Raw genomic sequence first — 12,555 nt, 5'->3', positions numbered from 1 at the left:
TCAGTACTTCCGTTCCATCGGCTGGTAGTTCGTGATCACGACGGGCTTCGTGTCGAGTCGGATGTGGTCGCCGGCGAGCGACGAGTGCGGGTCGCCCGTCAGGTAGGCCATCGTGTGGACCAGCCAGTTCTCGTCGTCGCGCGTCGGGTAGTCCTCGCGGAAGTGGCCGCCACGGCTCTCCTGGCGCGAGCGCGCCGAGTAGACGACGACCTCGGCCAGGTCGAGCAGGAACCCGAGCTCGATGGCCTCGAGCAGGTCCGTGTTGAAGCGCTTGCCCTTGTCCTGCACCGAGATGTTCTTGAACCGGTCGCGCAGGTCGGCGATCACGTGGGTCACCTCGTCGAGGGTCTCCTCGGTGCGGAACACCTGGGCGTTGCGGTCCATGCTGTCCTGCAGCTCCTTGCGGAGCGTCGCGATGCGCTCCGTGCCGGTGGCGTTGCGGACGTCGGCGACGAGCCCGCGCACGAAGCCGGCGGGGTCCTCGGGCAGCGGCACGAACTCGGCGGTCCTGGCGAACTCGACGGCGTTGTTGCCGGCGCGCTTGCCGAAGACGTTGATGTCGAGCAGCGAGTTGGTGCCGAGGCGGTTCGAGCCGTGCACGCTCACGCAGGCGCACTCGCCGGCGGCGTAGAGCCCGGGCACCACCGTGGTGTTGTCGCTCAGCACCTCGGCGTGGACGTTCGTGGGGATGCCGCCCATGGCGTAGTGGGCGGTCGGCAGCACCGGCACCGGCTCCGTGTACGGCTCGACGCCGAGGTAGGTGCGGGCGAACTCGGTGATGTCGGGCAGCTTGGCGTCGATGACGGCAGGGTCGAGGTGCGTGATGTCGAGGTAGACGTACTCCTTGTGGGGTCCGCCGCCGCGCCCCTCGCGGATCTCGGTCGCCATGCAGCGGGCCACGATGTCGCGGGGCGCCAGGTCCTTGATGGTGGGGGCGTACCGCTCCATGAAGCGCTCGCCCTCGCTGTTCCGGAGGATCGCTCCCTCGCCTCGCGCGGCCTCCGAGAGGAGGATGCCGAGCCCCGCGAGGCCGGTCGGGTGGAACTGGAAGAACTCCATGTCCTCGAGGGGCAGGCCCTTGCGCCAGATGATGCCGACCCCGTCGCCCGTGAGGGTGTGCGCGTTCGACGTCGTCTTGTAGATCTTGCCGAATCCCCCCGTGGCGAAGACCACGGACTTGCCCTGGAACACGTGCAGCTCGCCGGTCGCGAGCTCGAGCGCCACGACGCCGGCCGGACGGGCCACGCCGTCGACCTCGCCCATGATCAGGTCGAGCACGTAGAACTCGTTGTAGAAGTCGATGCCGAGCTTGACGCAGTTCTGGTACAGCGTCTGGAGGATCATGTGCCCGGTGCGGTCGGCGGCGTAGCAGGCCCGACGGACCGGGGCCTTGCCGTGCTCGGCCGTGTGGCCGCCGAAGCGGCGCTGGTCGATCTTGCCCTCGGGGGTGCGGTTGAAGGGCAGCCCCATGTTCTCGAGGTCCAGGACGGCGTCGATCGCTTCCTTCGCCAGGATCTCGGCGGCGTCCTGGTCGACGAGGTAGTCGCCGCCCTTGACCGTGTCGAAGGTGTGCCACTCCCAGTTGTCGTCCTCGACGTTGGCCAGCGCGGCGGCCATGCCGCCCTGGGCCGCGCCGGTGTGCGAGCGGGTGGGGTAGAGCTTCGAGATGACGGCCGTGCGGGCGTTCGGCCCGGCCTCGATCGCGGCACGCATCCCCGCGCCCCCGGCGCCGACGATGACGACGTCGTGCTGGTGGTAGTGGATGCCGTCGACGACGGAGTCCTGGTCGGACGAGGCGGGAGCGGAGGGAGTGGTCACAGTTCTTTCCGGGGGACGGTGGTGCCGGCGGCGGGACAGGTCGAGGAGGCGGTGGTCGTCACGCCGAGGAGGTCAGGCCGAGCAGATGGACGGGAGCATGTCGGCCGGCGCGTTGGCCGGGCACGGGTCGAACGTCCAGACCACGAGGGTGCCGAGGAGGAGCAGGACGGCCGCCGAGACGACGAGCGTCCCCAGCAGCACGCGGCGCACGGCGGGGCGGCCGACGTAGTCGTTGACGATCGTGCGCATGCCGTTGGAGCCGTGGATCAGCGCGAGCCAGAGGAGCAGCGTGTCGTAGACCTGCCAGAAGGGGTTCGCCCACTTGCCTGCGACGAAGCCCCAGTCGATCGCCTTGACCCCGCCCTCGCCTGCGAGCAGGTTGACGAAGAGATGGCCGAAGATCAGCACGACCAGCACGGCGCCGCTGACGCGCATGTAGATCCAGCCCCACTTCTCCCAGTTGGTGCTGCGGCGGGCGGTGCGCGCGCTGCGCGGGGCCTCGACGGTCTCAGTGGTCATCGCGTTACTCCGAGAAGACGTTCATCAGGTGGCGGGGGGCGAAGCCGGCGAACAGCACCACGGCGACGCCGATCACGATCCAGAAGAGGAGTCGCTGGTGCTTGGTGGCCGGGGCCCAGAAGTCGATGAGGATGATGCGCAGGCCGTTGAGGGCGTGGAACAGGATGGCGGCCACGAGGCCGGTCTCGCCGAGCCCCATGATCGGGTTCTTGTACGTGCCGATGACCGCGTCGTACGCCTCCGGGCTGATCCGCACGAGGGCCGTGTCGAGGATGTGCACGAGGAGGAAGAAGTAGATGCTCACGCCGGTGATGCGGTGCAGCACCCACGACCACATGCCCTCACGGCCTCGGTACAGCGTGCCGGCGAAGCGGCCGCCCTTGCGAGGCTCGGGCACGCGCGACGACGAGCCGCCCGACCTGCCTGCCGGTGACGCCAGTGTTCCCGTCGACTGCTCAGCCATGAGCGGCCCTCCTCGCGGACGAGGCGGTCGGCTGCGATCCGGGGGAGGACAGCCGCGTCCGCCGTGTGCGTTCATAGAACTGTCCCAGCATACGAGCGGGGCACGTGATCCCGCCGCTTAGGCGGGCCTAAGAACGATCGATCTACTTCGATGTCGAGAGAAGGCCGGCCCCCGTGGCCCCGTGGGCCACTGCGGCACGCCGGACGCCGTCACGTGCGGCCTCGTAGTGGTCCAGCAGGTCGTCGCCCACGCTCTCCCACGTGCGGCCCACGACGGCTCGTCGGCCGGCCTCGCCGAACCGGGCCCTGAGCGCCCCGTCCGCCACGAGGCTGCCGACCGACCGCCTGAGCGAGTGGTCGTGGCGGGGATCGAACAGGTACCCGTCGACGCCGTGGCGCACGAGGTCGAGGGGGCCGCCGGCCGCGGGCGCGACCACCGGGACGCCCGCGGCGTGCGCCTCCTGCACCGTCTGTCCGAACGTCTCCGTCGTGCCGGTGTGGACGAAGACGTCGAGGGCGGCGTAGGCGTCGGCGAGCTCGTCGCCGTGCAGCGGGCCCGTGAAGAGCGGGTCGAGGTGTCGCAGCCGACGGCGGAGGGTGGGAAGCGAGGGCCCGCCCCCGACGACGACGAGGCGGACGCCGTCCTGGCGGCGCAGGGCCGCGAGGCGCTCGACCTGCTTCTCGGCCGCGAGCCTGCCCACGTAGCCGACGAGCACGTCGTCCGGGCCCGCGCCGGCCCGGGAACGGAGCAGCGACGCGCCCGCGCCCCCACGGCGGTTCGGGTGGTACCGGCGGGCGTCGACGCCGCGGCCCCACGTCGCCAGGCGCTGCACCCCGGCCCGCTCGAGATCCCGCAGGGAGGCGGTGGACGGCACGAGCGTGACGGTCGCCTGGTCGTGGATGCGGCGCACGAGCCGCCACGCCACGGCCTCGGTGACCGTGCCGAGCCCGCTCGCCGCCGCGTAGCGGGCGACGTCCGTCTGGAAGACCGCGACGCTCGGCAGGCCGAGCCTGGCCGCCGCCGAGATCGCCTGGGCGCCGAGCAGGAACGGCGAGGCGACGTGCACGACGTCCGGGGCGAACGCCGCGATCGCCCCGGCGACCTGGGGCCCGGGCAGCCCGACGGGGAACTGGCGGTACGCGACCGACGGGACGCGATGGACGCGGGCGCCCGCGTAGGAGTCGTGCCCGCGGCCCGCCGGGGCGACGACGAGAGCCTCGTGGCCACGCCGCTCCAGGTGGTCGAGCACCCGCAGCACGCTGGTGGTCACGCCGTTCACGGTGGGCAGGAAACTCTCGGTCACGATGGCGACCCGCATGGGCACTCCTCGACTCGGCGTGCTGCCAGGCTGCCGCCCGGTCGTGGCCGGTCGGAGCCGGCGCCGTGACGGGCGGGTGTCGGGGTGGTGAACGGGTGCCCCGTGGCTCGCAGCGCGGCATCGCTAAGGTGGCCGACATGACCCCCCAGGACGCCGCCGACCGCTTCTACAGCATCATCCCCGCCGGGGGCATCGGCTCCCGCCTGTGGCCGCTCAGCCGTGCGGACGCGCCGAAGTTCCTGCACGACCTGACCGGCAGCGGGTCGACCCTGCTCCGCGGGACCTGGGACCGCCTCGCGCCACTCGCCGGCGAGCAGCGGATCATGGTCGTGACCGGTCGCGCCCACCGAGCCGCCGTCGAGGCGCAGCTCCCTGCCCTCGCGGACCACAACGTCGTCCTCGAGAGCGAGCCGAAGGACTCGACGGCCGCCATCGGCCTCGCCGCGGCCATCCTGCGTCGGCGCGAGCCGGACGTGATCATCGGCTCGTTCGCGGCCGACCACGTGATCGCCGACGTCCGGGGCTTCGGACGTGCCGTGCGCGAGGCCATCGCGCTCGCCGACGCGGGCTGGATCGCCACCATCGGCATCACCCCGACCGAGCCCGCGATCGGCTTCGGCTACATCCACGTGGGGGAGGGCCTCGACGTCGAGGGCGCCCCGAGCGCCCGCAGGGTCGAGTCCTTCGTCGAGAAGCCCGACCTCCCCACCGCCGAGGGCTACGTCGCCGGGGGCGACCACCTCTGGAACGGGGGCATGTTCATCTCGCGTGCCGACCGCCTCCTCGAGCAGCTCGGCGAGACGCGGCCCGAGCTGCTCGCGGGCCTCGAGGAGCTCGCCGAGGCGTGGGACACGTCGAGGCGCGGCGCCGTCGTCGACGCCGTCTGGCCGGGCCTCGAGAAGATCGCGATCGACTACACGGTGGCCGAGCCCGCCGCGGCCGCCGGGCGCCTCGCCGTCGTGCCCGGCGACTTCGACTGGGACGACGTCGGCGACTTCGCGTCGATCGCCAAGCTGCACTCGGGCGGCCGCAAGAGCGACCTCGCCATCCTCGGCGAGAACGCCCGCGTCCTGTCCGACGCCTCGAGCGGCATCGTCGTGGGGCACAGCGGCCGGCTCATCTCGCTGATCGGCGTGAACGACATCATCGTGGTCGACACCCCGGACGCGCTGCTCGTCACGACGACGGCCAACGCGCAGCGGGTCAAGAGCGTCGTCGACGCCCTCAAGCTCAGCGGTCGCAGCGACGTCCTCTGAGCCGCGCGGTGTTTCGGCGCCGTTACGTCCCGGTCGCGCTTGTGTAACGCCTCCGCATCACTACACGGCCTCGTCCGTCGTCGCTCGACACAGTAGGTAACATCACAGCCAGACGTGCCCGACGTCTCGTGTCGGGCAGCACCTTGGAGGACATCTTGACTACAACTGCGCGTAGGGCCGCTTTCAGCGGCCTCGCCCTGGCGAGCACCGTCGCCATCCTGGCCGGCTGTGCCTCGGCCCCCGAGAGCGACGGCGCCTCGGGTGGGTCCGCGTCCAGCGACTTCGTGCCCTGCATGGTCTCCGACGCCGGCGGCTTCGATGACAAGTCGTTCAACCAGCTCGGCTTCGAGGGCCTCAACGAGGCGGCCGACGCCCTCGGTGCGACGCCCAAGACGGTCGAGTCCGCCGACGAGACGGTCTACGACGCCAACCTTTCGAACCTCGCCGACCAGGGCTGCAACCTCATCGTGACGGTCGGCTTCGCGCTGTCCGACGCCACGGGGACCGCCGCCGCGGCCAACCCGGAGATCGACTACGCGACCATCGACGACTCCGCACAGGACGCCGACAACATCCGCCCGATCACCTTCAACACCTCGGAGGCGGCGTTCCTGGCCGGCTACGCGGCGGCGAGCTACTCGAAGACCGGCACGGTCGGCACCTTCGGCGGCATGCAGTTCCCGACCGTCACCATCTTCATGGACGGCTTCGCGGACGGCGTCGAGTACTTCAACGAGCAGAAGAGCGCCGACGTCAAGGTCGTGGGCTGGGACGTCGCGTCGCAGACCGGCACCTTCACCGGCGGCTTCGAGGCCGGCACCACCGCGAAGCAGAGCGCGCAGACCCTGATCGACCAGGGCGCCGACGTGATCCTGCCGGTCGGCGGACCGATCTACCAGAGCGCCGCCGAGGCGATCCGCGACTCCGGCTCCGAGATCGTGCTGGTCGGTGCCGACTCCGACACCTACGAGACGGACAGCGCCAACAGCGACCTGTTCCTCACCTCGGTGCTCAAGGGCATCAAGCAGGCGACGGACGACGTCGTGACGCAGGCCGCGTCCGGCGACTTCACGAACGAGCCCTACGTCGGCACGCTCGAGAACGACGGCGTCGGCATCGCGCCGTTCCACGACTACGAGGACAAGGTCGACGCCGGCCTCTCGGACGAGCTGGACACCATCAAGGCGGGCATCATCGACGGCTCCATCACCGTCGAGTCGCCCTCGTCGCTGACGAACTGACACCAGTCCGCAGCACGTCAGGCATCGATTAGCATGGCCTGATTGAGGGCCCGGGCAGGACGGTCTCCACCGTTCGTCCCGGGCCCTTCCCACGCCTACACCGAGGTAGATTGACGAGATGAAGCTCGAGCTCAAGGGCATCACCAAGCGATTCGGCGCACTGACCGCCAACGACCACATCAGCCTCACCGTCGAGCCAGGAGAGATCCACGCTCTCCTGGGCGAGAACGGTGCCGGCAAGTCGACCCTGATGAACGTCCTCTACGGCCTGTACCAGGCCGACGAGGGCGCGATCCTGCTGGACGACGTCGTCCAGCAGTTCGCAGGACCCGGCGACGCCATGGCTGCCGGCATCGGCATGGTGCACCAGCACTTCATGCTCGTGCCCGTCTTCACCGTCGCCGAGAACGTCATGCTCGGCCACGAGGAGACCAAGGGCGGCGGTCGCCTCGACCTGGCGGCCGCGCGCGCCAAGGTGCGGGACATCTCCCGTCGCTTCGGCTTCGACATCGACCCCGACGCCGTCGTCGAGGAGCTCCCGGTCGGCGTCCAGCAGCGCGTCGAGATCGTCAAGGCGCTGTCGCGCGACGCGAAGGTGCTCGTCTTCGACGAGCCCACCGCCGTGCTGACCCCGCAGGAGACGGACGAGCTGATGGGCATCATGCGCCAGCTCCGCGACGCGGGCACCGGCATCGTGTTCATCACCCACAAGCTGCGCGAGGTGCGCGAGGTCGCGTCCCGGATCACGGTCATCCGCCTGGGCAAGGTCGTCGGCGAGGCCGAGCCCACCGCCAGCAACGCCGAGCTCGCCTCCCTCATGGTCGGCCGTGCCGTCGAGCTCACGGTCCAGAAGGGCCCCGCCGATCCCGGCGAGGCCGCCCTCGTCGTCGAGTCGCTCCGGGTGGTCGACCCGATCGGCCAGGTCGTCGTCGACGACGTCTCGTTCGAGGTGCGTCGCGGCGAGGTGCTCGCGATCGCGGGCGTCCAGGGCAACGGCCAGACCGAGCTGACGGAGGCGATCCTCGGGCTGCAGCCCCGGGTCCAGGGTCGCGTCTCCCTCGACGGCCACGACATCACCGGCCACAGCGTCCGTCGCGTGCTCGACGCGGGCGTCGGGTTCGTCCCGGAGGACCGCAACGAGGACGGCCTCGTCGGCGAGTTCACGGTCGCCGAGAACCTCATGCTCGACCGGTCGCAGTCCGGCCCCTTCGTGCGGCGCGGGTCGCTGCGGCTCGCCGAGCTCGCCGCGTTCGCCGTCGAGAAGGTCCGCGAGTTCGACATCCGCACCCAGGGCATCTCCACGCCGGCCGGCCGCCTCTCCGGCGGCAACCAGCAGAAGGTCGTCCTCGCCCGCGAGCTGAGCCGTGACCTGCGGCTCTTCGTCGCGGCTCAGCCGACGCGCGGCATCGACGTGGGGTCGATCGAGTTCGTCCACAAGCGCATCGTCGCGACCCGCGACTCGGGAGTGCCCGTCATCGTCGTCTCCACCGAGCTCGACGAGGTCGTCGCGCTGGCCGACCGCATCGCGGTCATGTACCGCGGCACGATCATCGGCATCGTCCCGGCCGACACCCCGCGCGACGTGCTCGGGCTCATGATGGCCGGCGAGGCCCCCCAGGCGAAGGAGACCGCGGCGTGAGCGACGCGACCACCACGACCACCCCGGCGCCCCAGGGCGCACCGACGGGCGGCGGCCTGGAGGCAGGCGACTCGCGCGGCTCGCGCCTGCTGCGCGAGATCACCACCGGCAACGCGGCGATCTCCGTGCTCGCCGTCGTGCTGGCCCTCGTCGTCTCGGGCCTCCTGATCGGCTTCACCGATCCCGACGTCCAGTCGACGACCGGCTACTTCTTCTCCCGCCCCTCCGACTTCTTCCAGGCCTTCTGGGCGTCGGTCGGCGGCTCCTACTCGTCCCTGTTCCAGGGAGCCGTCTACAACTTCCGGGTCGACGGCTTCGCGGCGGGCATCAGGCCCCTGACCGAGACGCTCAACTACGCGGTGCCGCTGATCGCGGCCGGTCTCGGCGTGGCGCTCGCGTTCCGCGTCGGCCTCTTCAACATCGGTGCGCGCGGCCAGATGCTGATCGCGGCGGGCGCGGCCGGCTGGGTCGGCTTCTCGTTCGACCTGCCCCTCGCCGTGCACCTCCCGCTCGCCCTGCTCGCGGGGATCGCGGGCGGCGCCGTCTGGGGCGGCATCGTCGGTCTCCTCAAGGCCCGCACCGGCGCGCACGAGGTGATCCTCACGATCATGCTCAACTACGTCGCCTTCTACCTGATCGCGTACGCGCTGCGCACCCCCGGCCTGCTCCAGGCGCCGGGCAGCCCGAACCCCAAGTCGCCGGCGACTCTCCCGAGCGCGATCCTCCCCGACCTGTTCGGCGCGCGGTACAACCTCAACTGGGGCTTCCTGCTGGTCATCGTGATCACCGCGGTCGTCTGGTGGCTCATCAACCGGTCGACGCTGGGCTTCCGCTTCCGAGCGGTCGGCGAGAACCCCCACGCGGCGCGCACCGCCGGCATGAACGTCAAGAACATCTACCTCTACGCGATGCTCATCTCCGGCGCCCTCGCCGGCGTGGCCGGGTCGACCCAGGTGCTCGGCACGCTCACCACCGGCTTCACGTCGGGCATCGACGCGGGCATCGGCTTCGACGCCATCACCGTCGCGCTCCTCGGCAGGTCACGCCCCTGGGGCGTCTTCGGCGCGGGGATCCTCTTCGGCGCCCTCAAGGCCGGCGGCTACTCCATGCAGGCGGCGAACGGCGTCCCCATCGACATCGTCCTCGTCGTCCAGTCCCTGATCGTGCTGTTCGTGGCGGCCCCGCCGCTCGTCCGCAGCATCTTCCGTCTGCCCGCGCCGGGAGCCCCCCGGGCTCCCCGCGGCTCGAAGAAGGAGGCGGTGGTCACCAAGTGAGCACCCTCACCCCCGACACGGCGGTCCCCGCCGCGCCGACCCCCGGCCTCAGCCGCACCGCCACGCGCAGCTACAAGGCGCCGATCGCCTTCGCGGTCTTCACCGTCGTCGCGGTCGTCCTGTTCGTCGTGAACCCGCGGGAGGGGTCGAGCACGTTCCGCCTCGCCACCGCGACCGACTTCTTCGCGCTGCCCGACGCCGTGCTGCCCTCGGCGGCCACGGGCGTCGCGCTCACGGTCGTGCTCGCGGTCGTGACCGTGCTGGCGTTCCTGCTCGCACGGCGTGCGCAGCGCGTGCCCATCTGGCTCGTCGCCGTCTTCGGCGTGCTCTTCCTCGTCGCCTTCCTGACCTGGACGAGTGCCGACGCCACGATCCCCGTCCCCGGCCTCCTCCTCGGGGCCCTCGCGCTCAGCACGCCGCTGATCTTCGGCGCCCTCGGCGGCGTCATCAGCGAGCGGGTCGGCGTCGTCAACGTCGCCATCGAGGGGCAGCTGCTCGCCGGCGCCTTCGTCTCGGCCGTCGTCGCGTCGGCGACCGGGTCCGCGTACGTGGGCCTCGCCTCCGCCATGGTGGCCGGCGTGCTCGTCTCGATGGTCCTGGCCGTCTTCAGCATCCGCTACATCGTCGACCAGGTGATCGTGGGCGTCGTGCTCAACGTGCTCGTCACGGGCCTGACGAGCTTCCTGTACTCGCAGGTCCTCACGAAGTCGGACGCCCTCAACCAGGGCGTCCGGTTCCCGCAGCTGCCGATCCCGGGGCTCAGCCAGATCCCGATCGTCGGGCCGGTGTTCTTCCGGCAGACGATCATCGTGTACCTGATGTACATCGCGATCGCCGTGGTGTTCTACGGGTTGTTCCGCACCCGCTGGGGCCTCCGCCTCCGTGCGGTCGGCGAGCACCCGCAGGCTGCGGACACCGTGGGCATCAAGGTCAACGCGACCCGCTTCTGGAACGTCTCGCTCGCGGGCGCCATCGCCGGTCTCGGCGGGGCCTACTTCACGCTCGGCTCGCTCGGCAACTTCCAGAAGGAGATGACGGCCGGCGCCGGCTTCATCGCCCTCGCGGCGGTCATCTTCGGCCGGTGGGACCCGATCAGGGCGACGCTCGCCGCGCTGCTGTTCGGCTTCGCCTCGAACCTGCAGAACGTGCTCGGCGCCATCGGGTCGCCCGTCCCGAGCGAGTTCATGCTCATGCTGCCCTACGTCGTCACGATCTTCGCCGTCGCCGGCCTCGTCGGCCAGTCCCGGGGCCCGGCCGCGTCCGGCAAGCCCTACGTCAAGTCGTGAGCGCCGCCGAGACGACGGACTGGGAGGCGCTCCGTCAGGCCGCCCGGGACGCGATGACCAAGGCGTACGTGCCGTACTCGGGGTTCCCGGTGGGGGCCGCCGCGCTCACCGCCGACGGCCGTCTCGTCACCGGCTGCAACATCGAGAACGCGTCGTACGGCATCACCCTCTGCGCCGAGTGCTCGCTCGTCACCGACCTCGTCATGGGAGGCGGCGGCCAGCTCGTCGCGTTCGCCTGCGTCGACGGCAACGGCGGCGTCCTGATGCCCTGCGGCCGCTGCCGCCAGCTGCTCTACGAGCACTCGCACGAGACGATGGTGCTCGACACCGTCTCCGGCCTCAAGACCATCGACGAGGTGATCCCGGACGCGTTCGGGCCCCGTCAACTCGAGCAGTACCGCGACTCGCAGTCGTAGCTAGGAGCACCACCATGACCACCACCACCACAGCAGCCGTCGAGCCCTTCGACACCGTCGACCTCATCCGGGTGAAGCGTCGCGGCGACGCCCTCGAGACCCCCCAGATCGACTGGCTGATCGACGCGTACACGCGCGGGTACGTCGCCGACGAGCAGATGGCCGCGCTCACGATGGCGATCTTCCTCAACGGCATGGAGCGCCGCGAGATCCGCGACATGACGCTGGCGATGATCCGCAGCGGCGAGACCATGGACTTCACGGGCCTCGGCAAGACGACGGTCGACAAGCACTCGACCGGGGGAGTGGGCGACAAGATCACCCTTCCCCTCGCGCCCTTGGTCGCCTCCTTCGGGGTCGCCGTCCCCCAGCTCTCGGGCCGCGGCCTCGGGCACACGGGCGGCACGCTCGACAAGCTCGAGTCGATCCCCGGCTGGCAGGCGTCGATCTCGAACGAGCGCATGCGCGAGATCATGGCCGACTCGGGCGCGGTCGTCTGCGCCGCCGGCTCGGGCCTCGCCCCCGCCGACGGCAAGCTCTACGCGCTCCGCGACATCACCGGGACGGTGGAGGCGATCCCGCTGATCGCGTCGTCGATCATGAGCAAGAAGATCGCGGAGGGCACGGCCGCGCTCGTGCTCGACGTCAAGTTCGGCTCGGGCGCCTTCATCCAGGACATCGAGCAGTCGCGCCTGCTGGCGCAGACCATGGTCGACCTCGGCAAGGACGCGGGCGTCGCGACGACCGCCCTGCTCACCGACATGAACGTCCCCCTCGGCCTCACGATCGGCAACGCGCTCGAGGTGCGCGAGTCGGTCGAGACCCTCGCCGGAGGCGGTCCGTCCGACATCCGGGAGCTCACGGTCGCGCTCGCCCGCGAGATGCTCACGCTGGCGGGTCAGCCCGACGCCGACGTCGAGGCCGCCCTCGACGACGGCCGGGCGATGGACGCCTGGAAGACCATGATCAGGGCCCAGGGCGGCGACCCCGACGCGGCCCTGCCCACCGCCCGCGAGACGCACGTCGTCACCGCGGCGCGCACCGGCTTCGTCACCGACCAGCAGGCGCTGCCCTTCGGCATCGGTGCCTGGCGCCTCGGCGCCGGCCGGGCGCGCAAGCAGGACCCGGTGCAGGCCGCCGCCGGCATCGAGCTGCACGCCAAGCTCGGCGACGCCGTCGTCGAGGGGCAGCCGCTCTTCACCCTGCACGCCGACGAGCCTGCCCGCTTCGAGCGTGCGCTCGAGGCCGTCGAGGGCGCCTGGACCATCGGCGACGAACGCGTCGAGCGCGGTCCCCTGGTCGCCGGCCGCGTGTCCTGACCCCCA

At 71.0% G+C, this 12,555-nt stretch carries 11 protein-coding genes; 7 read left to right on the top strand and 4 right to left on the bottom strand.

Translation table 11 applies throughout. The features are described 5' to 3' along the window. The 4 genes from sdhA to IFT90_RS10475 form a co-directional block, all read right to left on the bottom strand. Positions 1-1,818 (bottom strand): succinate dehydrogenase flavoprotein subunit, encoded by a 1,818-nt coding sequence (sdhA, locus tag IFT90_RS10490; protein ID WP_123546570.1) that lies wholly within the window; start codon positions 1,816-1,818, stop codon positions 1-3. Positions 1,819-1,890: 72 nt separating this feature from the next. After that, complete coding sequence (sdhD, locus tag IFT90_RS10485) at positions 1,891-2,337, bottom strand: succinate dehydrogenase, hydrophobic membrane anchor protein (protein ID WP_123546569.1); 447 nt, start codon at positions 2,335-2,337, stop codon at positions 1,891-1,893. 4 nt (positions 2,338-2,341) lie between these two features. Beyond that, positions 2,342-2,800, bottom strand: coding sequence for a succinate dehydrogenase, cytochrome b556 subunit (gene sdhC, locus IFT90_RS10480; protein ID WP_123546568.1), 459 nt, complete (start codon positions 2,798-2,800; stop codon positions 2,342-2,344). Positions 2,801-2,942: 142 nt separating this feature from the next. After that, entirely contained in the window at positions 2,943-4,118 is a 1,176-nt protein-coding gene (locus IFT90_RS10475; protein ID WP_192042093.1) for a glycosyltransferase family 1 protein, read from the bottom strand. A 137-nt stretch (positions 4,119-4,255) separates the two neighbouring features. On the opposite strand from IFT90_RS10475, the gene IFT90_RS10470 reads away from it, so the two are divergent. From IFT90_RS10470 to IFT90_RS10440, 7 genes are all read left to right on the top strand, one after another. Further along, on the top strand, positions 4,256-5,374 hold the full coding sequence (locus IFT90_RS10470) for a mannose-1-phosphate guanylyltransferase (protein WP_123547289.1): 1,119 nt from the start codon (positions 4,256-4,258) through the stop codon (positions 5,372-5,374). Between the two features lie 155 nt (positions 5,375-5,529). Then, a complete protein-coding gene (locus IFT90_RS10465; RefSeq protein WP_192042092.1) occupies positions 5,530-6,615 on the top strand; it encodes a BMP family protein in 1,086 nt (361 codons plus the stop codon). Between the two features lie 118 nt (positions 6,616-6,733). After that, positions 6,734-8,254, top strand: a complete 1,521-nt coding sequence (locus IFT90_RS10460; RefSeq protein WP_192042091.1) for an ABC transporter ATP-binding protein — start codon at positions 6,734-6,736, stop codon at positions 8,252-8,254. Beyond that, the gene (locus IFT90_RS16945) at positions 8,251-9,528 is read left to right on the top strand and encodes an ABC transporter permease (RefSeq protein WP_192042090.1); all 1,278 of its coding nucleotides are present in this window, start codon (positions 8,251-8,253) and stop codon (positions 9,526-9,528) included. Before IFT90_RS10460 ends, IFT90_RS16945 begins: the two co-directional genes overlap by 4 nt. Continuing rightward, the gene (locus IFT90_RS10450; RefSeq protein WP_192042089.1) at positions 9,525-10,814 is read left to right on the top strand and encodes an ABC transporter permease; all 1,290 of its coding nucleotides are present in this window, start codon (positions 9,525-9,527) and stop codon (positions 10,812-10,814) included. Before IFT90_RS16945 ends, IFT90_RS10450 begins: the two co-directional genes overlap by 4 nt. Beyond that, complete coding sequence (locus IFT90_RS10445) at positions 10,811-11,230, top strand: cytidine deaminase (protein WP_371740923.1); 420 nt, start codon at positions 10,811-10,813, stop codon at positions 11,228-11,230. Before IFT90_RS10450 ends, IFT90_RS10445 begins: the two co-directional genes overlap by 4 nt. A gap of 14 nt (positions 11,231-11,244) precedes the next feature. Continuing rightward, positions 11,245-12,549 carry a thymidine phosphorylase gene (locus tag IFT90_RS10440; RefSeq protein ID WP_192042088.1) on the top strand — a complete coding sequence of 435 codons (1,305 nt, stop codon included), beginning with the start codon at positions 11,245-11,247 and terminating at the stop codon, positions 12,547-12,549. The last annotated feature ends 6 nt before the right edge of the window (positions 12,550-12,555 follow it).

Source organism: Frigoribacterium sp. CFBP 8766 (genome assembly GCF_014841435.1).
In the GTDB taxonomy this organism is placed as follows: domain Bacteria; phylum Actinomycetota; class Actinomycetes; order Actinomycetales; family Microbacteriaceae; genus Frigoribacterium.
This window is presented reverse-complemented; position numbering and strand designations above follow the sequence as displayed.

What these genes read in the sequence shown, in the direction of transcription:
- sdhD (WP_123546569.1), bottom strand. Translation starts at nt 2,337, where the DNA reads ATGACCACTGAGACCGTCGAGGCCCCGCGCAGCGCGCGCACCGCCCGC.
- sdhC (WP_123546568.1), bottom strand. Translation starts at nt 2,800, where the DNA reads ATGGCTGAGCAGTCGACGGGAACACTGGCGTCACCGGCAGGCAGGTCG.
- IFT90_RS10475 (WP_192042093.1), bottom strand. Translation starts at nt 4,118, where the DNA reads ATGCGGGTCGCCATCGTGACCGAGAGTTTCCTGCCCACCGTGAACGGC.
- IFT90_RS10470 (WP_123547289.1), top strand. Translation starts at nt 4,256, where the DNA reads ATGACCCCCCAGGACGCCGCCGACCGCTTCTACAGCATCATCCCCGCC.
- IFT90_RS10460 (WP_192042091.1), top strand. Translation starts at nt 6,734, where the DNA reads ATGAAGCTCGAGCTCAAGGGCATCACCAAGCGATTCGGCGCACTGACC.
- IFT90_RS10440 (WP_192042088.1), top strand. Translation starts at nt 11,245, where the DNA reads ATGACCACCACCACCACAGCAGCCGTCGAGCCCTTCGACACCGTCGAC.